Source organism: Stenomitos rutilans (assembly GCF_059505485.1).
Genome location: NZ_JCACKR010000104.1, coordinates 23,496 through 47,249, shown reverse-complemented (window position 1 = coordinate 47,249; position 23,754 = coordinate 23,496). Strand labels below are relative to the sequence as shown.

Here is a 23,754-nt window from a genome sequence, read left to right as displayed (position 1 = left end):
CCTTGGGGGGCTAACAAAGATAAGCCTCCGGCAAAGCCGGAGGTGATTTAACTTTACCTGAGCTTAAAAGACTTGAAGACTTACCTGACCCTAAAAACGATCTGCATAACCTTTTGCTTGATGCAAGCGGTCTACAAGGTCGTCGAAGAAAGAAATTTGATGCTCACGCTGGTACACGTCTAATAGCGCAGTTTGTCAATGATTTCTCTCCATTACGAACCTTGCCAGCTTTCGGAGCTTTAGAAGCTGAAATCCAACAAGTTATTCAAGAACAAAGCTGGGACTTAGAACCTGAAGACGGCTAGATTAGGCTTAAATAAATTGTTTACATCTTTCAACTTAAAAACCAGCATCAGAGACACGCTCCAATGCTGGTTCATTCAAACACGATTGGTTAGATTCTAGGGTGCTAGTGCATTGCCACGAATCAGGCTGCCGATCGTCTTCGCCGTGATTTTAAGCTGAATCAATGGATTGGCGGGTACAACCGTTTTATAGAGATAGCTGTCGAAGGTGAGCTTCTGCACATCGATATCCGAGCACATTTCGACAAAGGCTTCACGCGCCGCGTCCGATCGGTAGAAGACCCGTTGTAAAATGTCGAGCACCAAATAGGTTGTGCCGTACTGCTTATCCCATCGCTTGATATACGTTTTGAGATCCGCCTCTGTAGGTACGCGATCGCCCTTGTGAGAAAACTCCACGATCGCTTCCGCACACATCCGCGCTGACTTCGCTGCAAAGTAGATGCCTTCGCCCGATGATTTTGTCACCGTTCCAGCCGCATCACCGACCAGAGCCACTCGACCAACGACACGACGCGGTCTGGGATGTTCAGGAATGGGATGTGCTTCCACACGAATAATTTTGCCACCGCGTAATCTTGCTGCTGCACGAGCGCGAATGCCCGCTTGCAGTTGCTTAATTTTTGCCTGGTTGGGCTTCATCGTACCCGTACCAACCGCAACGTGGTCGTATTTAGGAAACACCCAAGCGTAAAAGTCGGGCGATACATCATCCCCGACGTACATCTCCGCCAGTTCGTTGTAGTACGCCATCTTGTCTTCAGGCAGACGAATCCGCTCCTGAAAGGCGATCGCGTAGTTGTAGTCACCCGCATCGATCGCTTTTGCTACTCGTGAATTGGCACCATCCGCACCAATCACCAGATCCACTTGCAACGTTTTCGGCTCCCCTTCCAGACTACCGCTGGAGTGATCGGCGTAGTGCAACGTGTAGGGATCTTTGTCATTGCCGGGAATTTCCAGCTTGTGCATGGTGCCGTTGATGATCTTGGTGCCGAGCTTTTCGGCCCGATCGCGCATAAAGCCATCCAGCACTTCTCGACGGCACATCCCGATGTACTCATCGTCCTTCAGCGTGCCGCCAATGTTGACCTCCACATTCGAAGGGGAGATCATTTTCATCTTGCGCACCCGGCGATCGATGATTTCGGGCGGCAAATCAAACTCGCTCACCATGCACAGTGGAATTGCGCCACCGCAAGGCTTCACGTTGTCTAGCTTGCGCTCAATTAAATAGGTTTCAATACCAGCTTTTGCCAAAATTTCTGCGGCGGAAGAACCTGCTGGCCCGCCGCCAACCACTGCAACCCGTAGTGCCAAAGGTTTTCTCCTAAATTGTTAGAAGCTACAGGATGCATGGTATCACGGACATTTCACGGACATTCCTGAGTCGTAGGAGATCCTGCCAAGTTGAAACAGAGCTTAACAAAAGTGAGGGGTGAGGAGTGAAGAGAGTTTTGAGTCAAAGAGCTACTAGCGATCAGCCGTTAACTCACTCCCGACTCCCGACTCTCGACTCCCCACTCCTTTCTTCTGCCCTTTACCTTCTCTCTTTCCCGTCACTTCCCAATATTCCCCGGTGTGGGAATGCGCTGCGGCAGAGTGGGACTGGGTGTTGCTGTTGGGGGTTGAGTTGTCCCTGTTGATGCTCCACCATTGGCAGGGGCGACAGGAGCACTGGGCTGGGTTGGAATGCTGGGAGCAGTCGATCGCGGCTGTGGCTGCTGCGGAGTTGACGTTGTTACGGTTGGTTGTGCTGTTGTTGCAGATGGGGAGCTGTTTAATCTCAAAAGCGCTTTAGAGGTGCTGTAATATGTGGCCCAGCGACGGGGATCAGGCTGGCTGCGCCATTGAGGGCGAGTGGTGGTTAAAGACAGAACCGGCACGGTAGAAGAAGCACTCTGCGCGATGACCATAATTGAGACATCCGTAACTAAGATATCGCGATCGAAACTGCGTTGTGTTGCGGCTCTAGCGATCGCTTCGGCACGGCGCACCAGGGTGTCATACGTTTCGCTCGGCTGCACGTCGATCGTCACATTTACAGTACCTGTGTAGGCATGGACGGTAGGAGGGGCGATCGTTTGTGTTATCAACCCGCTAGCCGCTAGCCCTACCATAACGGCCAAACCTGTGGGTAAAAGACGCCACCTGCGGATCACTGGGGAAACTAGCGCTGATACTAAAGGCGCATCCACTTGAGTTAACTCCAAAGGTCGCATAATGCCTCCTGGCTGCGGTTAACGATAGAACGACTGCTTTACATTTTCTTTAACGTGAGCTTTGCTGAGGGTGACAGGTTGTGCCGACTGATGGCGATCGCGTCTAGCCCAGCATTCCGCAGAAGAAATGAAAACATAAACCGAGATGAGCCATTATGGTTCAGCTTGCTTAAAAATCAACCATCAAATTTTTAATACCAAAAGCTGTCAGGGCGTAGCATACCCTACAGAAAGCAAACTACGAGCCACGATGTTCGCGGTTTACAGAATAGGTCGCCGCATGTCATGGCCCTTGTGTGTAAGTGCAACGTCTCAAACACCTTCTTAACAAATAAGTAGAGATAAAAAGTTTATTGTCTACTTCAATACGGCTAAAAAAGTATCTGATGGCTGTTGCTAACGTTAGCCATAACGCTCTTGTAGCGCTGTATTTTTTTGACAGTTTTTTAACAGAATGCCTAGCTTTTTTAAGCTTAAAACTCAAGCAACTAAATGAGAGACAACTTGTAACTGTTTAGCTTTGAGGGGCACTACGATCGTCATCACTCAGGCATTGCAATCAATGTTACAAAATTCTCTAGCCGCAAAAAGCTGCCCTGGTGCTTCAGCGATTTGAGTCGCGATCGTGGTAACAGCTACACAGCCCAATACAGCAGAGTTGACGGCACCAATTTCTGAGCCTATAACGCTACCATAGCTCTGGGAGTACGGATGTCAGAGCTGTATGTTTTTCTTGTAAAGATACGTAGAAACACTGGCTGCTCTGAATTAATCAGGGCTAGATTCCTGATTGAGATGAAACTGCAATGAAGAAGTATGAAGTTGACATAGATGCAATACAGGTGCTTTTACTACAGCTTCAACCTTAATTGCGTTCTTGGCATCACCCGCTGCTTGTTTTGCCTGAAGCCATAAATTTTGCTTAAAGCCATAAATATGTCTAGCGAAATAATACTTTTGGGTTGAGAAGCAGACAAGCGCACACGTTTGAATTTACGTTTAGGGTACTCCTACCATCCTCACGACTCTACTGGGAGTAACAAAATTCGATGTCTCAATCAACCCTTTTGAAACAGTCGCTTATCACTGCGATCGGAGCCACCTGTTTTCTATTTACTACAGAAAATATCAAGCCTGTCAGCGCTGCCAGTTTTACTGCCGTTGACTTTAGCGCGCCGACAACAAATTTCACGAATGGTTCCTGGAGTCTTGGCTTTCAGTTCACCACAAAGAAAGCAGTGAATGTCACGACGTTAGGGTTCTACGATGACTTCCAAAACAATCTAACGCAAACGCATGATGTTGGTATTTTTGATGACACCGGGAACTTGCTGGTTCAAGGAACCGTTAAACCTGGCGATTCATTAGATGGATACTTTCGGTACACGTCTGTATCATCAACGTTGCTGAAAGCTGGCGGTACCTTTTTTATTGCAGCTGTCACAGGTTCTGAAAGCTATACCTTTAATCCAACGGGGTTTTCGGTCAACCCTAATATCACCTTTGTATCGTCTGCTTTTCGCTTTAGCAACACGCTTGTTTTTCCCGGTACGATTTCTGGCACTACTCCAGGTAGTACCACTGTGCAAAATTCTGATAACAATTTGGGATATTTTGGTCCGAACTTTCAGGCAAATGAAGTTGCGGCTGTGCCAACACCTGCGCTTTTACCCGGTTTGATTGGGTTGGGCATTGGTGTGTTACGAAAGCGCAAAGCGGAGGCCGCGAAACAAACGAATGATCTGTGATCTATGGCAGTCCTCAATCATTCGTAAAAGTATGGGGTGGTTGAAATGATCAGCTTTCAGCCGTCAGCTTTCATCGATCAGCGATTAGTTTTAGAGGATGTCTGAGGTGGTGCGATCGTCTGGCGTAGGGCATCGCATGTAGCAAACAAGCCTTGTAGACCGCGAATCGTGGCCCGTAGCTTGCTTCCTGTAAGGCCTGCTTCGCCCCGACAGCTTTTGGGGATGAGCCATACCTTTTAAGACCATCCTTCTAACAATGCTCGCGGCATCTAAGGATTTCGCAATGTCTTTCCATGCACATTCATCCTTGCGATCCTGGTGTCACAAGGGATGACGATGCTTTGGCTGCATTGCGGTCGATCGCTCCTGTCTCATGCCGTTAAAGCATTCCGATGACAAAGCATTTTGTCTTCTAGAGTGAGCGTGTCATGATAGAGAGGACTGGGAATGCTATGTCAATAGATATCCGGGGCATCTGATATGAGACAGTGGGCAATCAGCATTGGCATTAATCAATATCAAGCATTTCAGCCATTGAGCTATGCCCAGCATGATGCTCAAGCGATCCAGCAGTTTTTGGTGGATGAGGTTGGTGTGCCAGCCGAACAGTGCGTGTTGTTGACAGAAACCTCGCCGCCGCAGTGGGATAAATCAACTTACCCCGATCGCGAAACGATTCAAAACTGGCTTGACTTTATCACTCAGCGTTGTGTGCAGCCAGGAGATGTGTTGTGGTTCTTTTTCAGCGGCTATGGCATTTGTCAGCAGGGGCAAGATTATCTGATTCCGATCGCAGGTACGCCAACCGCCGTTCAAGCCACTACGCTTCCTTTAGAATCAATCTTTCGTAGCTTGAGGCGGGTCTCAGACGCGACCGTGCTGGTGTTGCTCGATATGAACCGCAATGAAAGCAGTTTTTCCTATGAAATGGTTGGCGATCATACGGCGCATTTAGCAAGCATTACTGGTATCCCAACGATTTTATCTTGCCAGCCAGGGCAGTTTTCCCGCGAAACGTCTGCCTTGGGGCATGGCTTTTTCACGGCGGCGCTGTTAGAAAGTTTGCGTAGTCATCAAGGTACAACGGTCGCAGCATTAGACCAGATATTAAGTGTTCGCCTACCCGCTTTGAGCGAACATTACTGGCGACCCATTCAGCAGCCTGTAACGGTTTGCCCAGCCGAGAAGCGACAGCAGCTTTTACTGCCAACGGTAGCGCAGGCAAATCAACCAGTGGGCGATCGCGCCATCGGCATGCAGACGGCCATCGCGCATGGTGCGGCTTTCCTCTCGATGCAATCTGCTGGTAGTGCAGGCAACCTTCCTCTGGTGGCTGCTTCTGCAAACCATGACAGCGCTGGAAACGGCAGCCAAACGAATAGCAGTCATGCGAACGGCAATAGCCATGCGAACGGCAATAGCCTTTGGGCCTCATCTAGACAGGTAGCAACGGCGACTCCAACTAATGGGGCACATGCTAACGCTACCAGCACCAACGGCAATGGTCGCTCTCACGCCAATGGCAGTGGGGCAAGCTACACCAATGGCGGCACGATCTCACCTTCAAGGACAACGCCAGCTTCAAGTGCTGCCCTGCCTCACAGAAGTACCGGGGTTGCGCTTAATTCCACGCCGCCTGTTAACGGGGGCACACCACCTCCAGCTCTACAAAATGGCGGTGGTATCCATCAGCCTATCGACACTCCCGCTCAGAATGACGAAAATAGAGGGACTTCCTCCGATCGAGCAACTACTGTGACGCAGCCTCATTCTGACTCTCCCGAAGACCCGAACGAAATTTCTGATGCTCTCTTCTGGCGATCGGCGATTCGTTGGGGTGGTCTTGCAGTGGTTGGGCTGATTTTGGGTGTACTGCTCCGAAACTGCGCCTCTTTCACGCCAAAAGCGCCCTCTACAACACAGCGACCTGCGACCTCCAGTACAAGTCCATCCGGTGCAAGCCCTTCTAACACAGGACAGGCAGGTGCGGGACAAGCGACGCTTTCCACTAGGCCGCCTGAGGTGAAGCCTGGAGTGTCCGTCTTTCCAGCGACGACCCCTGCTGCTAGCCCACTTTCGCTCAAGCCGATCGCCTCTACTCAACTTGGCGCTTCCGGGGCGAGTCGTCTTAATGTGACTGCGGGCAAGCCTGCGACGACACAACCGCAGCCTGCTCAAGTAACAAGAACGGCGAATATTGCCAAACTATCGGCTTCTTCTCACTTGGCTAAAGCAAGAGCACTGGCAGCGATGAACCGTGACCAGGCATCGCCCTACTCAGATGCCATTCAAGAAGCGAGGAAGGTGCAGCCAGGGCAACCAGATTACCCTCAGGCGAAGCAAGCGATCGCAGATTGGAGTGGTCAAATTTTGCGCATCGCTCGACAGCGGGGTCGGCAAGGTCGGTTTGATGCTGCCATTGTTGCGGCTCGGTTGATCCCGCAAGAGCAGTCTGCCCGCGCTGAGGCGAAAAGTGCTATCGATCGCTGGTGTCCTGCACTCTCAAAACAGCGAGGTGTAAACCCAGTCCAGCGGCAACAGGCAAAAAATATCTGTCGGACAGGTCTTAGCTAAGCAAGCAGAGCGTTCGTTGCATTAGCCACTTGGCAGTGGTTTGAAGTGTAAGGCAATACATAGTGCAGACATGCGTAGTTTTAGTTAGTGAGGCTACATCTTCTTTGTAATGAGAGTGCATCTTAGACAGCGTGACTTAGCCAGAGTAAGAAATTCTGACTACACTGAAACATGGTGTTTCGATCGCCGAAGGGATGCTGATTAACCGCTGTTTCGCTCTTCTATGCACTGCCCTCTTGCTCTTTGGGCTTTCGATCGCGCCCGCACACGCGGCGATCGGCACTAAATACTCCTCCCAATACGCGCCGCCGCCGTCTTACAGCAATGCAGAACTAGCAGGCAAAGACTTCTCTGGGCAGTCGCTACGAGTCGCAGAGTTCTCAAACGCCAATCTCAACCGTACCAATTTTACCAATGCAGATCTTGCAGGTGCCGTGTTTAGCGCTTCTACGATGACAGAGACAAACTTGCACGGCGCTGACCTCACTCAGGCGATGCTAGATCAAGTGAAGTTGTCTCGCGTTGACCTCAGCGATGCCGTTTTGGTCAATACCATGATGTTGCGAACTGTCTTTGACGAGGTGAACATCGCTGGGGCTGATTTTAGTGATGCTATTTTAGATCGGGTTCAGATTCGGGAGTTGTGCACTCTGGCAAGTGGTGTGAACCCGAAAACGGGTGTGGAGACGCGAGATTCGCTGGGGTGTCGTTAAGGAGAAGGTAAAAGGCAAAAGGGAGAAGGTAGAAGACAAAAGGTAAAAGAAAGGAGTGAGGAGTTGAGAGTCGGGAGTGGGGAGTCGGTTAATGGCTGATTGTTGACCACTGACTGCTGAAGCAGTTGTTGGTTTTAAGAAGAACGCTGATAGCTGGCGGCTGACCGCTGTAGCTTGCTTCCCGCAGGGTTAGCTGATCGCTCTTCAACTTAAAACTCAAAACTCAGAACTTCTCCGCTGATGACTGATGGCTGATAGCTGACCGCTAATAGCTGATTTACAAGAAGGTGGCAGAGCGTGATAAAGCGTGTAGGGGTCATTGGTGGTGGTCAGCTTGCCTGGATGATGGCAGGTGCAGCAGACAAGTTGGGCGTTGAGCTAATGGTGCAAACGCCATCGCATGATGATCCAGCGGTAAGTATTGCAGCGGATGTGGTTTTGGCGGCGATCGATGATGCGACTGCAACTGCACAACTGGCAACTCAGTGCGATGTCATCACGTTTGAAAATGAGTTTGTCGATTTAGAGGCTCTGGCTTTACTAGCAAATCAGGGAGTCTGTTTTCGTCCCAGTTTGGAGGCTCTGAAACCGTTGCTGGATAAATATCACCAGCGATGTTATCTCCGTGATTTGGGGCTACCAACGCCTCAATTTGTGGCACTGGAGGAGGTCAGGAGTCAGGAGTCAGGAGTCAGGAGTCAGCCATCCTTTTCGTTTCCGGTGGTGCTGAAGACGCGACGGCATGGCTATGACGGTCAGGGGACGTTTATTGTCAAGAATGCTCAGGAGTTGGATAGCACGCTGAAGCGACTCAGAGGATGTGCGCTGCTGCTGGAGGAGTTTGTACCGTTTGAGCGTGAGCTAGCGGCGATCGCTGCCCGTTCTACCACTGGTGAAGTGGTGGTTTACCCGATCGTGGAAACGCAGCAAGAAAAGCAGGTTTGTCGTCGTGTATTTGCGCCCGCAGACGTGAGTGCGGCGATCGCGGCGGAAGTAGAGGCGATCGCGCACACCCTACTCAACAGCTTGAACGTGGTGGGTGTCTTCGGCATTGAATGCTTTCTCACAGCAGACGGTAAGGTGTTGGTGAACGAAATTGCGCCCCGCACGCACAATTCTGGGCACTTTACGCTAGATGCCTGCGAAACCTCTCAGTTTGAACAACAGTTACGCGCGGTTTGCGGGTTGCCCTTGGGAAGCCCAGCGATGCACGTTCTTGGAGCCGTCATGGTGAACCTCTTGGGTTACGAGGACTCTCACAGCGATTATCTGGAGAAACGGCAGCAATTGGCAGCGATGCCTCATGCACATGTCTACTGGTACGGCAAGGCGGAATCGCGTTTGGGACGTAAGTTGGGACATGCGACCGTTTTGTTGGAAGAACAAAGTGGGCAGAAGGTTGCAAGCGCGATCGAAGCCATTTGGTATGGCAGCTAAACCAGACGAACTACAACACGAGCTAGACTTACCGACATTGGCAAGTCTCTAGGCTCTTTGTAGGCTTGAGACATGAAGGTGAAGGATGTCATTAAACTGATTGGGCAGGATGGTTGGTACCTGGCTCGAACACGAGGCAGTCATCGGCAATATAAGCATCCACACAAGCCAGGTCTCGTGACTGTACCCGGAGAACCGAGTGACGAGTTGGCACCAGGAACGTTGAATAGTCTTTTGAAGCAAGCGGGGTTGAAATAATGCAGTATCTGATTGTCATCGAGCAGACAACAACTGGATATTCTGCTTACTCTCCTGACTTACCGGGATGTGTTTCGACGGGATCAACTCGTGAAGAAGTTGAACAGAATATGCATGAAGCGATCGCGTTTCATCTTGATGGCTTGAAACTGGAAGGTTTAGAGATTCCACAACCGACAACGTCATCAGCCTATGTTGAAGTCGCCGTCTGATGCGAGCTTGAGCTAACGATATATAGTCATTCCTTCTCGAGAGGATCTATGCATAAATTTTGGAGCTGTTGAATTATTAACCCGGCAATAATAGAGGTTGCATCTTTTTTGCTGCATAAGCGAGGAACGGATGCTCAAAATACTTCTGGATTCGCGCTGGCAAATTCTGTAACTTATGGAGATGAGATATCAATCGTTGCTTGAGCTGAGCGAGATTGCGAGTTGGTGGCTTAGAGTGAACGCCCTGCTTAACATCCCCATTGAGATACTCGGTTGGATTCAACTGCGGTGAGTAAGAGGGCAGGTAGAACAGTTCAATCTCATCGGTGTGTTCGGCAAGCCATTGTTTTACCTGTTGTCCTCGATGCACCGGATGTCGATCCACAATCCAAAACAACTTGCGTTTGCGCTTGGCAACTAAGCGTTTGATGAAGGTCAAAAAGACGATTTCGTTGAGCTTGCTGGTGTAGAGCATGAATCGAACCGCGCCTTGATTGCTGATACTGGCAATGAAGTTGACCCGCACCCGCTTTTTCTGGCTCAAATGAATTTCAGGTGTTTCGCCTATCGGGGCATACCCACGACCGACTTGAGTATCCAAGCGTAATCCTGACTCATCGCCCCAAGCGATCTCAGCTCCCTGGGCTTGCGCCCGTTGCTCAATTTCAGGGTAGGTCTGCTCCAACCACTCCTCCACCGCGTCTGGTTCCTGCTCGTAAGCCCGTTTCAAGGGTTTCTGTGGCGTATACCCCCACCGCTTGAGGTACTCTCCCACCGTGCGAATCGGCATTTGGACCTCGCACACTTGCTTCATCAACTGTTGGACGGCTCGTCGAGTCCACAAGGCACTGTCAATCTCTAAGTCCTCTGGAAATTGCGCTTGCATCAACTGTTGAAGGCGATGCTCCTGCTCCTGAGTTAAGGTGCGTCCTTCCCCAACGTTGCGTCCTCGCTCCTGCTGGTTCAAGGCAATCTCGCCGCATTCCTGGTACTGTTGCCACCAATCCGAAACCGTATTGCGATGCACTCCCAGGTAATTTGCAATATCGACAAATCGCTTTCCTTGCTCGCGTAAGCGAATCGCTTGTTGGCGTAGGTAGTTTTGAGTCGTTGGATTGAGAAATCGAGCATCAGGTTTGTTCATACTTTAATTGTACGAATTGCCTTACTCACTCTGCATTCTCTCAAGTTGCCGGGTTAATAGATAGCAAAAAATAAGGGAACCATATAAAACAGTTGCAGTAAAAAAATAGAACTCAGTTATGGGTGGAAATGCCTGGCACTACTTTGTTCCCTTTGACAAAGATGTTAATTCTACGTTGCAGAGATTGCGTGAGCAAGAATTTCGTGCAGGGCGTTATGGTGTTTCCTCTTGGATGAACACTAGCGGCTTAGCTGCTTTCATAGGATTTGAACCAGCAGAATTTGAAACTTCTACGACTTCTGCTGAAGAACTAATTGAAGAACATGGCAGTCTTGAAGCAGCCATTGAAGCAGTCTTTGCTGACTCTGAACCTGACGGTACGACTTCGATTCTAGATATGTTCCAAGTGTCAGAAGAACCTGAAGCCTGTGCCGTTTGTCCTCTATCGAACGATGATTTGTCAAGGTTGTTTGGCACTGATAAACCAACCCATGAAATCGTTGAATCGATCTTGATACAGGAACAGAATCCAGATGTTTGGGAAGAGTTTTGGGATAGTATCGATCGTGGGGAAGGACGGTACATTGTCCTCTATCAGAACGATAAACCCACAGAGATTTTCTTTGCAGGGTACTCGTTTGATTAGCGACGATCGAAATGGTTAAACGTTAGGTCGATCGCCGCAAATGCTCGAGTGCAGCGCTCACTTCAGGCGCTAGGGCGGCAAAACGAATGGGCATTCCAGTAAAGCGAATGCGTACACAATCTGGCTTGGTGGCAGCTTTATCCAGCACTTTGGCGTAAAGGTCATCCAGTTCAGCATGTTTCTGGGTGGTGTTTAAGAGATTGAGCTTGAGGTTGCTGAGGGGAGTGAGGAAGTGATCCGATCGCAGTTCGGCACTCTTATCTGACAGGCTGACTAAGGAACCTTCAAACATCGTGCCAACTGCGTGTTTGCCTTCTAAAACGGTGTAGCGTACTGGAATGCTTGCCGTGAGCGTGACGAACGCTTCTTTTTCTTCGGGTAGGTAGAGGTTGTGCTTGCCGCCAATGCCGCTGACGTTGTGAAGGGTAATCGGCTCTTTGATGCCTTTGGGTTCTACCTGAATGTGCCCATCGACCTTCACGATGCCCTCCCCAGCATCGCGGCAAGTGTCTTCTGAGATCAAAATTTGTCCGCCGACCGTGTAGGATTCGATGCGTGCAGCCAGGTTGACGTGGTTGCCAATCACCGTGTATTTTGCGCGGCGCTGAGAGCCGATATTTCCCACAACGACCTCACCCGTGTTGATGCCAATACCCATTTCGATCGCGGGTAGCCCAAGCTGCTGGTTTTGCCGATTGACATCGCACATGACGGACTGCATGGCGATCGCGCACGCCACCGCTCGTTCCGAATCATCTTCTCGGTAAATCGGCGCACCAAACATCACAAAAATGCCGTCGCCGATGAACTCATTAATGGTGCCGTTGTAGCGTGTAATGGCATCGGACATTGCACCAAGATAGAGGTTGAGGATGGTTACGACCTGTTCGGGCGGCAGACGCTCTGAGATAGCCGAAAAGCCACGCAGGTCAGAAATGAGGATCGTCACTTTACGGCGTTCGCCACCGAGTGTTAAGCCACCGGGTGTTTCAAGCAGGCTGGCAACCACTTCGTCTGTAAGGTAACGCCCAAAGGTGCGACGCATGTCGGCTGCCGATCTCGCGACATACCCTGTGATGACGATCGACGATCCCACCATAGTCAGCAGCGGTGGTACAACAGGAATCCACCAGCCTTGCAAAAAAGCGATATAGCTGCCAGCGACCAGGCATCCCGCTGCCAGGAGTACATTAATAGTGTGCCAGGGATGAAACCCCGGCCTGCCGCTGTAGCGCTGCCGCCAACTCATGATGCCACCCACCAGTGCCCAGGCTAAAACCCACAGCCCTTCTAACGGTTCACTCCAGGTTCTCAGCGTGGGCATTCGTCCCTCTAGTGCAGCGCTGAGCATCTGGCTGATTAGGTTAGCGTGAATGGTAACGCCTGCCATGCGGGTTGGTGCGGTCAGACTGCTGCTGTAGGGCACGTAGAACAAATCTTTCAGGCTTTCTGCCGTAGCACCGATGAGCACAATGCGATCGCGCATTAGTTCTGGTGCAATCCTTTTCTCTAGCACCTCAGTCAAGGTAACCGTCTGGAAGCGCTCTCGCGTGCCCCGGTAATTGAGCAAAACCTGATAGCCTTCTGCCTGGGCACTTACGTAGCTCCCATCATTGGTATTGAAGGCAGGAAATATGGCTGCACCAAGCTTCATTGACTGATCGGCGGTGAGTTCTGGTTCAATGCCTTTTGTCTTCAGGTACAGCTCCGCTAGCTTAAAACTAAAGCTGAAGACGGTTTCGCCTGCCTGGTCTTCGAGATAAAACAAGCCTCGTCGTACTTTGCCATCACCATCCAGCACCAGATCATTCGCGCCAACCTGATCGTGCTGCTTGAGCATGGGCGGTGGATTGACAGGAGAACTATCGCCGCTGCTGCCCACTTTTTGCACTCCAACCAGATTGGGAGTGATTTCAAACAGTTTGGTCAGCGTTTGGCGACCTGGCTCAACGGGTAAATCACGGTAGAGATCCAGCCCGATCGCGGCGGGTTTTTGCTGCTTGATTGTTTCTAGCAGCCCTGCAAGCTCGGTATCGGTCAGCGACCAGTGCCCCACCTTCTGGATATCTGCCTCGTTGATTTCAACAATGACAATGCGCGGATCGATCGACTCCTGAGGACGCAGCAGAAAAAACTGATCCAATACGGGAAACTCTAGGGCTTGCAGTACGCCTGTCGCACGAATGCTCAACACAACCACGGTGACGCTCGGTACTGCGATGATGACGCCCCGCCACTGCCAGATCTTATGTCTTAATGCCTTCCACATATAGCAGCCCTACAGCATTGGTGCGTTCATCCCGCAGGTAACGGAGCCGACAGCAGAGGTAGGCACCGGGTGTTTCTCAGCTTGCAAAGCAAAGTGTTTGCTGCCATTACGGCTTTACCTTACAGCAGTCAACCAATGGCTCTGAGGCTACGTTGGTTAGACCCACTGATTGCAGTGCTTCGCGCCAGTCGTTAAGGAACTTGGAGTTCTGGGGATATTTGTGCTGAAGGTCGGCCAGGGATGCCAGGGTTTCTTGCCAGATGCCCGCTTCGGCGTAAAGGGCTGGGCGGTTACCTGGTAGGGTTTTTTGCAGCGCCTTGGTTAGGGCGACATCGGGGGTCGAGCGCTCAACCCATCCCTCAACCGTTGGGCTGCCGCTTAAACCGCTGGTAGCATCGCATAGTGTGGTCACAAACCAGTGATACTGCTTGCCCACCTCCAGGGCTGGAGCGTTTTCTGGCAGGTCAAAGCGGATGATGCCTGCCTTAGCTGGTAATGCAAAGGTTGTTTCGTAAACCACTTCGGTATCATCATCACTGAGCAACAGAAAGCCTGCCGTTTGAGCGGGTGATTGAGGCACATAAACAAAGAAACTGGGGCGTTCGGCAAACGTGAGTCCTAGCCGGGTCGGCGGCATGACGGCTGTCAAGCGGTTGCTGATGGGCTGAGTCGTTCCCCGCAAGCAGGAGCCACGGCTTGCACCTCCAGCGGTTGATCGCGGTGCGCCCCGTTTTGGCACGGCAAATTTAAGGCTAACTTTAACTGGCGGCGCGATCGTGGGACGCGGTGTCACGGTCTGTGCTGTAGCAGGTAGAGCCGTTAGCGACAGGGACGGCATGAGCAAAGACAGGGAAAGGATGGTGTTATAGCGTGAACGTTTGATAATCATAGTGACCCCTCCCTTGGTTCTCTTCGGTAAGCGACGATAAGACTGACTGTGTGTTAACTCATCACTGGATGCAAACTTTCCAGACAATTAGCGACGAACCCACAAAATTTTAAGCTGAGTGCGGGCGATCGAAATCAGCGCGATCGCGCCATTGAGGGTTTACGTCAACGGTATTGCAGGCAATATCCTAGATTACCCGCCCCTTAAAGGAAACTCGCGTCATCCTGGAAAAACAAAACAAATCGTCAGGGAAGGCAAAAGGTAGAAGAAGTTGTTAGTTGTTAGTTTAGGACTTACGCATTTGCCCCCAAACCCTCAATTCTGGGGGTTTTAATTGGTTCGGTTCCCTCAGAATTGCGAACTAGAGCGTGTTTTAAAACCCTCAGAAGCCCCCAACCCCCAAATTTGGGACTTACAAACCAGCTTCAAAGTCCCCCAGCATGAGGGGCTTAAAGCCCTTTGGGCATACAAGAAAAGGGGGCAGAAGCTATTAGCAATGAAACGATTGAAGTTTTAAAGCACTGCCTAGGGGGCGAAAGATTGACCGCTTTTGTGTAAGTCCTATAGTTTTTAGAAAAATGCTGATAGCTGACCGCTGATAGCTGACTGCTAAACCTTACTTTTACTGTAAGACTTCCTCTAGCTTTTGCTGGTTCCATAGGGTTTGATAAAGTCCTGGCTGCCCACAAAGTTGTGCATGAGTACCGGATTGGACGATCGCACCCTGATTCATGACAAAGATACGATCAGCGCTGGCAGCGGCAGAGAGTTGGTGAGAGATGAAGAGAACGGTTTTGCGGTTGGTGCCTTCAGAGAGGTTACGCAAAATTTGGGTAGCGGTCTGGTTATCCACGCTAGAAAGTGCATCATCCAGGATCAGGATCGGGGCATCAACCAGTAAGGCCCGTGCCAGAGCGGTTCGCTGACGTTGACCGCCGGAGAGGGTAATGCCTCGTTCGCCCACGATCGTCTCGTATTGGTGCGGAAAGTTGAGAATTTCGCTGTGAATCTGTGCTTGTTTGGCAGCCTGAATGACGAATGCTGGGTCTGCACCCGGATCGCCATAGCGAATATTGTTTTTAATGGTTGTGCTGAAGAGAAAGCTATCCTGGGGAACGTAAGCGATCGCGCCACGCAAATCAGCCAGTCGCACCTGCGTGATGTCGTGCCCATCCAGAAACAGTTGACCGGAGGCAATATCTAGCAAGCGAGGTAGCGCATTTGCCAGAGTCGATTTACCAGAGCCGATCGGCCCCACAATGGCAACGGTTTCCTGTGGTTGGATGGTAAAGCTCACGGCTTTCAGAGCGGGTTTGCTGGTGTTTGGGAAGGTAAACGTTAATGCTTGTGCCGTCAACTCTCCCTGCACGTGCGATCGCGGGAGAACAATCGCGCTGGGCTGATCGCGGATTTTAGGCTGAACGGTGAGGATGGCTTCGATGCGATCGACACTGACTTCGCCCCGCTGATACGCCGTAATGGTGAACCCCAGCAAGGCTGCTGGAAACGCCAGTTGCCCGACATAGAGCAAAAGTGCCACAAAATCGCCCACGGTAATCGCCCCTTCATTGATCGCGCTGACCCCAAACCGCAAGACGACCAGTAACCCCACGCTTGCTAGACCGGGCAGCAACGGCAGTAGGGTACTCCGCGTCAGCGCCAGCGACAGATTGGCTTCTAAAAGCTCTTGATTCCGTCGCTGAAAGGCATCTCGCTCATTTTCTTCTTGCGCATAAATTTTTACCAGCGCAATGCCGCTCATATCTTCTTGAATCAGTTCGCTCAGGTCAGAAAGTTGCTCCTGCACTGTAATCTGCTCCTGCCGAAGCCGTGTGCTAAACAACTGCACCAAAATCAGCATGATGGGATAGACGGACAGCGAGAGCAGCGTCACCTTCACGTTAATTCTGAGCATGGCAGGCAATGTGAGGCCATACGCAAATACCGTATTGGCGACGCTCAGTATGGCAAACCCTAGCAGACGGCGAATATTATCGACATCGCTGGTTGCCCGGTTAATGAGATCCCCCACGGTATTGATCGCAAAATAGGACGGCTCTAGCGTGAGCAAATGGGAAAATAGCTTTTGTTTCAGGTCAAACTCAACCTGACGACCCACTCCAAACAGTAATGTCCGCGAGAGCATGCGCACAACCCACATGACAGAGGCCATTGTGAGGATCACGACAACGTAGTAAGAAACTTGGCTGAAGCTAAAGGTGACCTGAAGCTTGTCTACCGCATCCCGGATTTGGAGAGGAATGCGAACCCCTAAAAAATTGACGACTAAGAGCGCCGAAATACCTGAGACTGCTGCTTTCCAGTGGGGACGAAGGTAGCTCCCCAATTTTTGCAGTCGAGATTGAGCCATTGTGCGTGTGCCAGTGCGGAAACTCTCTCATCCTAAACGAATCAGGGAAACGATCGCTGCTTCCCTTGTCGATCGCAACCGTCTTCTACTGCTCACCATGCTTTATACGCTGGGTTATTAACTGGAGTCGTGGTTCGACTGGTAGTGGTTGAGCTAGCAGAATCCGGTGTGAAAGGCGTTGAGGCAGGAAAAGTTGGTTGATTGGCAGAAGGAACCGTTTCAGCGACAGTAGAGCCAGTCAGGTCGGAATTGATAGAGCCACGGGGGAAATTCCTGGTGTTTGCTCGTTGGATGGCAACCGCAGGCGGCGGTACGGCAGCAAGGCCGCCACAGTCGGTCAAATCACGGAATTTAATCCAGCCGCGCAGAAAGTAATACAGTGCACCAGCGTATTCTTCGATCGCCTGCGAACCAAGAAACAAGGCATCAATGCTGGGCAAAAAGTCAATTGCCTGAAGATTGTGCTCAACCAGATCGCGCTCTGGAGCCAGATTATCGAGCTTCGATCGTCGTGGTATTGTGTAAAAATCCGTAGGCCGTGCAATGGGACAAAAGCCGAAGACTTCTCGAAAGGTACGGTACGTCCGTTCCGTGTTCATTGCCGTATTGACAATGGTTAACTGATTGCCATAGTTGATGCGATTATCAGCCAGAATTTTTTTGACATTCTCGGCTGTTCTGCGAATGCTTGCACCATCATGGTCTAGAAACCGAATGGCTTCGCAGGGAATGTTTAACGCTTGATTGAGAAAGGTTTGAATGTCTTTTGCTTCTGAAACCACTTCCTTGGTTTCGCCTTCTTTCTGTTTGCGATCAAGCCGCCGAGGCGCACTAATGACAATGAGACTACTGGGGTTTTGCCGATACAGTTGAGCCGCATACAGCAGGCGATCGGCTTTTTCTGTTAATTGAATCGGAAGCTGAGTGGGTGTCTGCGTCAGCACACGATATTGCTCTGCTGTCAGTGGTTCTTCACTATCAGGCGGTCTAGGGGTGGCGGGTCTAGCGGGCGGCCCAGCGGGAGCCGCTCTCAACTGTGGGCAGGTCGTTCTGGGACCTAAAAACGGGCGGGTTGTACCTTGCCCCAAAAGCACAATGACGGGAGTGTCACCGGCCACCTGCGCTGCAACGGGCCGAATCATTTTGATACCTTCCCATTCCAGCTCTTGAGCCAGAAAATAGGACACGATCGGCAGGCAGCAGGCCAGCAAAAGCACTAAACCAACGCGAATGATTTGACCGACCACTTTGTTGATTTTGGCTCCAGTGAGCAAAATCAGGAGCAGGATGATGCCTAAGCTCAGCGGTTTAAACAGTAACGAAATCAGATACCACAGCGTTCTGAAGATATCAGAATCGTCGAAGACGTTTGGCCCACTAAAGAACGAGACCGCCAGGATGAGCAAGATCAGCAGCAGCACTAGCAGCCCCAAGAACGCCCGTGGTAGCGCCTTGAGCAACACAAACCAGGTGACTAGCCCAACGATAATCCAGAGCAGTACTTGCGTGAGCAGCAGAAAAACATCTGTGAGCAGTAAAACCATGCGGAGCGTTCCTACCTGCTTGCTACAACTGAGTCTGCTTTATGACGATGCTGGTGCGATCGCATCTTGCCCTCAGCCCATACCTCTTTTACAGACACCATGATGCAGCCAAATCTAGAATTGGCAATAATTCCTTGATAAGAGGCCAAAAAGATTCTGTAAGAGTATGGCGCGAGTCTTGGTGCCTCGTCACAGGATGACTCTCTGACCCTCTAGCGGCCTCAAAACCTTACTTGTATGATACACGACTGTAATACAAATGTTCGCTTGAGCAGCATAAGACGAGGGTCGCTGTTCTAGACAGCAAAGAACTTTAAACGATCGCGATGGGTTCTTTACAGGATCATAAATTTCTGGAGAAGCAATCGTTGCACAATAGTCTGGGTGCTTTGTTCGCTGCCAAAAAACGTGCAAATGTGCCCTTAAAAGCATGTCCAGGAGGTTTTGTTTGTGTCGTTGATTCTCGCTCTAATTGTGTTTGGCTTTCTCTTTTTCGTGATTGCTAGAGAAATGTTTGGCAAGTAGGTGCATTAAGCGCTTACGTGCGAGTGGTTGATCACCTCCCAATGCAAAGAGGGCGCATCAAGCGCCCTCTTCATCAGCCTCTTCAGCGCTACAGCCACCTCTCGGCTATAGCCAGATCTTCACGAAAACGGTATCAATAACCGGATTAGAAAGCACCAACCTTAGCCACAATGACGTACACGGTGCGAGCAATCAGAGCCAAATCATAAAAGGGGTGCCACTGATCTTGGTAGCGCAGATCAAGCTTCACGATGTCCTCAAAGTCTTTGACGGTCGATCGACCGTTAACTTGCCATTCTCCAGTCATACCAGGCTTTACACTGAGCCGTTGCCAATGATGTGCCGCATAATGAGACACTTCATCGCTGGTAGGGGGGCGTGTTCCTACCAAGCTCATGTCACCGACCAGCACGTTCCAAAACTGTGGAAACTCATCCAGACTGCTCCGGCGTAGAAACCGTCCAATCTTGGTGACGCGAGGATCGTCCTGGTTTTTGAAGATGAGGCCGCTAGCTTCGTTTTTGACCTGCGCTTTCAGTTCATCCGCATTTTGCACCATTGAACGAAATTTATAGATGCGAAACGGCCTTCCTAGCAAGCCATAGCGCTCTTGGGCATAAAAAATTGGTCCTGAGCTGTCTAATTTAATGGCAAGTGCCAGAGGAATAAAAAGAATCCCCAAAATAATTAGACCGATGAGGCTGCCAACAAGATCCAGAAGGCGCTTAGAAATAGAGTTGACTGAACGGTGTGGAACCTGAAGCGTTGGAGGTGCCAGCAGCAAAGGATTCACCGTTGCAGTAGGGAAGGTGGATTGCATAGCTGTCTCAATGGGGTGACGGAAGCAGGTAAAAATAAAGCAGGTACAAATACGTAGAGCGTCTTGACCAAACTATAGTTCCTACTTCACGGGGAGCGATCGTATCCGCTAATGTACTGACTCAATCTTTTCGGGAACTTTACACAGTTAATCGATTGTAAAGTTTGAGTAAAGCTAAGACCGCTTTTGTAGGGTAAGAATGCGGTAGAGCCTGAACGAGCGGTCGCTTTAACTGTCTACTGCTTTTTACGGTTGCAGCAGCTCTCCTCCGGACAATTACTGAGAGGATATAGCTGTCTAAATCCTTCTGTGGAATGAATACAGCAGTTTGAGTGGTGAGGGAAGTGGGGTTAGGGGACAGGGAAAAGGTGAAGGGGGAAAGCTGACCGCTGACGATTGAAGGATTCCAGGGAGTTCTTGCTCACAAGCCTCCTAACTATGAGTGATTTAGGACAGCTATAGACGGATTACAGCCAGTTGCCGTTGCATTCACCCCCCCCTACACCCTGCACCCGTTTTGCCAGAACTGTGGCTTATTGGCTTGAAACCTGCTGTAGCTGTGGCGCAAGAGCCTGAAATGCTTTACCACGATGGCTAAGTAGCCGTTTTTGATCACTAGACATTTCTGCAAAGGTCAGCCGTTGTTCTGGCACGTAGAAGATCGGATCGTAGCCAAAACCACCGCTACCACGTGGGCTGTGGAGAATTCTACCGGGACAAACCCCTTCTGCTTGCAGCGCGATCGTGCCATCGGGTCGGGCGATCGCAATCACACAGACAAACTGCGCGTCACGATTAAGCTCATTGCCTAGCTCATTCAGCAGCCGTTCAATGCGGTCTGTGTCTGTTTTGCCATAACGAGCCGAGTAAACGCCTGGGGCACCATCGAGCGCCTCGACTTCTAGCCCCGAATCATCAGCGATCGCCCATTCTCCAGTTGCCAATGCAATCTGCGAGGCTTTAAGGCAAGCATTTTCGGCAAAGGTTGCGCCCGTTTCTTCAACCTCCAGTGTCTCTGGCTTGAGCACTAATTCCCACTCCAGCCCTGCTAGATAGGCCTGCATTTCTTTGAGCTTGCCTGGATTGCCTGTCGCTACCACTAGCACGGTCATGGGCTTAACCATCCTTTACTGCTTATCAATGATCAGAATACGGGTTAATACCAGCTCTCAGTTTTAAGTTTTGAGTTTTGGGCTGAAGAGCTATCAGCGGTCAGCGGTCAGCCATCGGGTTTCTTTTAACAACCAACCACTTCTTGAGCCGTCAGCCTGGAATTCAAAGCTGACCGCTGAAAGCTAAAAACCAATCCAGAATCATGTTCATAAATCAAACAGGATCGCTATACACAGGTGAACTGTTACCAACTGTAGTTGACTCTTGGTAAACTGGAGCTTGACGTTCTTTTTAGAGTAGGTAACTTCATGCAAAAGCGTGCCGCCTTCGATAGCACTCAATTGATGCGTCGAGCTGACGAGTTGATCTCAGCCGCTTCCAATCGTTATCGGATTACGGTGCAGGTTGCCAACCGGGCAAAACGCAGACGGTTTGAAGATTTCGATAGTGTGGACGATCCCATGATGAAGCCAGTCATGCGAGCCATTATCGAGATGTCTGACGAACTGACTCAGCCCGAAATTATTGGCGAGTAGTGATTGGGGTCTTGCTCAGTCATCATCAGCGTTCAAGAAGCCAATGACAGGACGGGGAGTGTCGTGGCTGATCCTTGCATGGAACTTTAGCAACGCTGATTGCTTCTTATTGCATTACCTGACCACTCATTGAGCGATCGCAATGGCAAGAAAACGGCTGACTTCTCGACGTGCTGTCATGATGGGTTCTTTTGTGAGTGCCCTGCTCCTTGCCATGAGCCTGCTGGTCTTCTGGTCTGTTGGACTGGAGCGATCGCCCGCCTTTGCTCAGCGTGTGCGTCCAGAAGGGGTCTGGCAGACTGTATATGAACGTGTACCCGATCTGCCCAAAGAAAATCAATACGTTAGTAAAGAAACGGGTAAGGTTGCATCGGACAATACGTTGGTCGGTCGGTTGATTCGCTATCACCTTTATGTGGTTGGTCGATCGCCGCTGTATCGGTTCGACTGGAAACTGACCATCGCCGACTATCTCGGCCTGGGGCTTAATGGTAGTTTTGATGAGACCAGTTATCCCAGCCGTGCGACCCTGAAGACTAATCCTGCTGAAGGCGATCGGGCTGCGATTAATCGGCTCACGCGATCGCAGCGTGATGCACTCGTTCAGGCACTGGTAGATGGCTTCACAGCCCCAACCGCAAACGTAGACGCACCGACACCGCAACCATCGCCCAGCCAAAAGCCACAGCCAAACGCAAAGCCCCCCGATTCTGGAGGCGCTTCACTGCTGAAGCCTTGAGTATGGCCCGCATGATCAAGAGTGGGATTGGATGGCGGCTAGGCTGGGATGCAGATGCCGATACTTTTCAAGGGTTGGTAGGATCAGATGATTGGGCTTTAGAGCTAACCGCAGCAGAGCTACAAGATTTCTGTCGGCTGCTCAATCAGTTGGTCGAAACGATGATTCAAATGAGCAGTGAGTTAATGGCTGAGGAAACGATCGCCTGCGAAGCTGAGAGCGATCGCCTCTGGTTAGAAGTTGAAGGCTATCCCTATGCCTATCGCTTGCACCTGATGCTGTTAACCGGACGGCGCGGCGAAGGCCACTGGGTTGCTACAGCCGTGCCAGCGCTTGCCCAAGCGGCACGATCGCTCGATGTCTTTTGAACCATATGAGCCTGCTTCCGTCGTTGCGATGGATCAAATCGTTGCGATGGATCAACTGAGAAGACAATCATCTAACTCCTGACGCCTAACTCCTACCAGCGCCATCTCAGCCCCTGATCAGTTAAATATCGCTGTAATGCTGGCATAGACCGTTTGGGAATGTCTGCTAGGGGGAGATTGCGTGGCGCTTGCGTCGTTAACCATCCTGCGGTCGCACCTGCTGCTGCGCCAATACTCCACTCGCTGTAGTGTGTCCGGGTAACGGCGTCAGCGATGTGTGTCACTGCCAGACTCTTCCCACCTATCAAAAGATTATTGACACCTTGCGGAATGAGACTCTCTAGCGGAATTTGCAGTGGGCGGATGTTGGTTTCGCGCACGGGAGCACTGGTAGCCTCATCTGAGGGTTGCCAGTTGCGGTAACGGCAGCCGTGTAGATCGATCGCGTAGTGGGTGACAGCGATCGCAGTACGGCTAAAGTCGCGTCCACCGGAAAGGTCTTTGCGCAAGTCCTGTTCGCGGATCATAAATTCACGTTGTCCATAGGCGCTACGTCCCACAATTCGTCGTCCCTCGCGGATGTAGGGCACCATGCTTAGCCCTGAGGTCGTACCTAGAGGCGACTGAGAGCCTGTCATCAGCATGAGGGGAAATGTAGGTTTTGACTGCGTTTTCATCAGCCATTCGGCAAAGAGGAGCGCATGTTCCTGAGCACTTCTCAGCGCGATTGTAGCTAGTCCACCTTTCCAGTTTTGGCGTTGCCCGGTGGCATCAATCTGTGGCTCATTGAGCAGGAGGGGGGGATTCATCCACGTCCAGTCATTGCCACAATTCCAGTTGACGATCGTCATATCTCCCAATGTGGAGGTGCCGTAGAACGGATTGTTGCGACTTGTGCTGACAATGCGGCGGTAGTTGAAAAAGTTATGTGCGCCTTGAAACATGGGATAGTGCTTGAGCGAAAATTCTCGCTGATGTTCTCGCCGTGAGTAGTCTGGCTGCAAGCGAGCTAAAACCTTGGAACTCCTGCCCTGGTCATTATGCAGTGCCAGAACGAAGGGGTATGTAAATGCTTGAAGACAGTCTGGATTAGCGTTAATGGGTGCATTTGGCTCACCTGTCACTGCGGTTGCTTCAGTGCCTAAATGATGAGGAATGTTTGCCCAGCCGACCAGTTCTCCTGTATCGCTGGCATCAATAACCAACAGTGGTTTGCCAGGGCGTGGGTGAAGGCGCAGCGCTTGTTTTGTAAACACATCATCGGTTTGCCAGGAATACCAGCGTCCTAATTCTCTAGAAAACCAGCCCTCAGGCACATATT

The 23,754-nt window shown here is 50.8% G+C and carries 21 protein-coding genes; 11 read left to right on the top strand and 10 right to left on the bottom strand.

Translation table 11 applies throughout. The annotated features are described in order from the left end of the window. Positions 1-113 precede the first annotated feature (113 nt). On the top strand, positions 114-305 hold the full coding sequence (locus AC5JLP_RS20905; protein ID WP_496069881.1) for a hypothetical protein: 192 nt from the start codon (positions 114-116) through the stop codon (positions 303-305). Between the two features lie 96 nt (positions 306-401). On the opposite strand, the gene chlP is transcribed toward AC5JLP_RS20905, so the two are convergent. Both chlP and AC5JLP_RS20895 read right to left on the bottom strand, forming a co-directional pair. After that, positions 402-1,625 carry a geranylgeranyl reductase gene (gene chlP / locus AC5JLP_RS20900; RefSeq protein ID WP_496069880.1) on the bottom strand — a complete coding sequence of 408 codons (1,224 nt, stop codon included), beginning with the start codon at positions 1,623-1,625 and terminating at the stop codon, positions 402-404. Between the two features lie 239 nt (positions 1,626-1,864). Next, the gene (locus AC5JLP_RS20895) at positions 1,865-2,527 is read right to left on the bottom strand and encodes a hypothetical protein (protein WP_496069879.1); all 663 of its coding nucleotides are present in this window, start codon (positions 2,525-2,527) and stop codon (positions 1,865-1,867) included. Positions 2,528-3,576: 1,049 nt separating this feature from the next. Here AC5JLP_RS20895 and AC5JLP_RS20890 point away from each other — a divergent pair. The 6 genes from AC5JLP_RS20890 (at position 3,577) to AC5JLP_RS20865 (ending at position 9,469) form a co-directional block, all read left to right on the top strand. Next, the gene (locus tag AC5JLP_RS20890) at positions 3,577-4,275 is read left to right on the top strand and encodes a PTPA-CTERM sorting domain-containing protein (protein ID WP_496069878.1); all 699 of its coding nucleotides are present in this window, start codon (positions 3,577-3,579) and stop codon (positions 4,273-4,275) included. 480 nt (positions 4,276-4,755) lie between these two features. After that, positions 4,756-6,849 carry a caspase family protein gene (locus AC5JLP_RS20885; protein ID WP_496069877.1) on the top strand — a complete coding sequence of 698 codons (2,094 nt, stop codon included), beginning with the start codon at positions 4,756-4,758 and terminating at the stop codon, positions 6,847-6,849. 194 nt (positions 6,850-7,043) lie between these two features. Next, entirely contained in the window at positions 7,044-7,562 is a 519-nt protein-coding gene (locus AC5JLP_RS20880) for a pentapeptide repeat-containing protein (protein WP_496069876.1), read from the top strand. 297 nt (positions 7,563-7,859) lie between these two features. Continuing rightward, complete coding sequence (locus AC5JLP_RS20875) at positions 7,860-8,999, top strand: 5-(carboxyamino)imidazole ribonucleotide synthase (protein ID WP_496069875.1); 1,140 nt, start codon at positions 7,860-7,862, stop codon at positions 8,997-8,999. A 78-nt stretch (positions 9,000-9,077) separates the two neighbouring features. Next, positions 9,078-9,257, top strand: coding sequence for a type II toxin-antitoxin system HicA family toxin (locus AC5JLP_RS20870; protein ID WP_496069874.1), 180 nt, complete (start codon positions 9,078-9,080; stop codon positions 9,255-9,257). Then, the gene (locus AC5JLP_RS20865; protein WP_496069873.1) at positions 9,257-9,469 is read left to right on the top strand and encodes a type II toxin-antitoxin system HicB family antitoxin; all 213 of its coding nucleotides are present in this window, start codon (positions 9,257-9,259) and stop codon (positions 9,467-9,469) included. Before AC5JLP_RS20870 ends, AC5JLP_RS20865 begins: the two co-directional genes overlap by 1 nt. Before the next feature lie 76 nt (positions 9,470-9,545). Here the strand turns inward: AC5JLP_RS20865 and AC5JLP_RS20860 are convergent, their stop codons facing one another. Beyond that, the gene (locus tag AC5JLP_RS20860; RefSeq protein ID WP_496069872.1) at positions 9,546-10,613 is read right to left on the bottom strand and encodes an IS630 family transposase; all 1,068 of its coding nucleotides are present in this window, start codon (positions 10,611-10,613) and stop codon (positions 9,546-9,548) included. 118 nt (positions 10,614-10,731) lie between these two features. On the opposite strand from AC5JLP_RS20860, the gene AC5JLP_RS20855 reads away from it, so the two are divergent. Further along, on the top strand, positions 10,732-11,259 hold the full coding sequence (locus AC5JLP_RS20855) for a hypothetical protein (protein WP_496069871.1): 528 nt from the start codon (positions 10,732-10,734) through the stop codon (positions 11,257-11,259). A gap of 22 nt (positions 11,260-11,281) precedes the next feature. Here the strand turns inward: AC5JLP_RS20855 and AC5JLP_RS20850 are convergent, their stop codons facing one another. The 6 genes from AC5JLP_RS20850 to rdgB form a co-directional block, all read right to left on the bottom strand. Then, positions 11,282-13,528 (bottom strand): CHASE2 domain-containing protein, encoded by a 2,247-nt coding sequence (locus AC5JLP_RS20850; protein WP_496069870.1) that lies wholly within the window; start codon positions 13,526-13,528, stop codon positions 11,282-11,284. Positions 13,529-13,634: 106 nt separating this feature from the next. Next, positions 13,635-14,417, bottom strand: coding sequence for a DUF928 domain-containing protein (locus AC5JLP_RS20845; RefSeq protein ID WP_496069869.1), 783 nt, complete (start codon positions 14,415-14,417; stop codon positions 13,635-13,637). A gap of 622 nt (positions 14,418-15,039) precedes the next feature. Beyond that, positions 15,040-16,788, bottom strand: a complete 1,749-nt coding sequence (locus tag AC5JLP_RS20840; RefSeq protein WP_496069868.1) for an ABC transporter ATP-binding protein — start codon at positions 16,786-16,788, stop codon at positions 15,040-15,042. Positions 16,789-16,880: 92 nt separating this feature from the next. After that, complete coding sequence (locus tag AC5JLP_RS20835) at positions 16,881-18,332, bottom strand: YdcF family protein (RefSeq protein ID WP_496069867.1); 1,452 nt, start codon at positions 18,330-18,332, stop codon at positions 16,881-16,883. 670 nt (positions 18,333-19,002) lie between these two features. Then, positions 19,003-19,677, bottom strand: a complete 675-nt coding sequence (locus AC5JLP_RS20830) for a sugar transferase (protein ID WP_496069866.1) — start codon at positions 19,675-19,677, stop codon at positions 19,003-19,005. Positions 19,678-20,210: 533 nt separating this feature from the next. Then, a complete protein-coding gene (gene rdgB, locus AC5JLP_RS20825) occupies positions 20,211-20,801 on the bottom strand; it encodes an RdgB/HAM1 family non-canonical purine NTP pyrophosphatase (protein ID WP_496069865.1) in 591 nt (196 codons plus the stop codon). A 297-nt stretch (positions 20,802-21,098) separates the two neighbouring features. On the opposite strand from rdgB, the gene AC5JLP_RS20820 reads away from it, so the two are divergent. The 3 genes from AC5JLP_RS20820 to AC5JLP_RS20810 all read left to right on the top strand — a co-directional run bounded on the left by AC5JLP_RS20820 (position 21,099) and on the right by AC5JLP_RS20810 (position 22,433). Continuing rightward, on the top strand, positions 21,099-21,326 hold the full coding sequence (locus AC5JLP_RS20820; RefSeq protein ID WP_106260391.1) for a DNA-directed RNA polymerase subunit omega: 228 nt from the start codon (positions 21,099-21,101) through the stop codon (positions 21,324-21,326). A gap of 142 nt (positions 21,327-21,468) precedes the next feature. Continuing rightward, entirely contained in the window at positions 21,469-22,065 is a 597-nt protein-coding gene (locus AC5JLP_RS20815; RefSeq protein ID WP_496069864.1) for a hypothetical protein, read from the top strand. 11 nt (positions 22,066-22,076) lie between these two features. Next, positions 22,077-22,433, top strand: coding sequence for a DUF1818 family protein (locus AC5JLP_RS20810; RefSeq protein WP_496069863.1), 357 nt, complete (start codon positions 22,077-22,079; stop codon positions 22,431-22,433). Between the two features lie 92 nt (positions 22,434-22,525). On the opposite strand, the gene AC5JLP_RS20805 is transcribed toward AC5JLP_RS20810, so the two are convergent. Beyond that, complete coding sequence (locus tag AC5JLP_RS20805) at positions 22,526-23,749, bottom strand: FAD-dependent oxidoreductase (RefSeq protein WP_496069862.1); 1,224 nt, start codon at positions 23,747-23,749, stop codon at positions 22,526-22,528. Positions 23,750-23,754 lie beyond the last annotated feature (5 nt).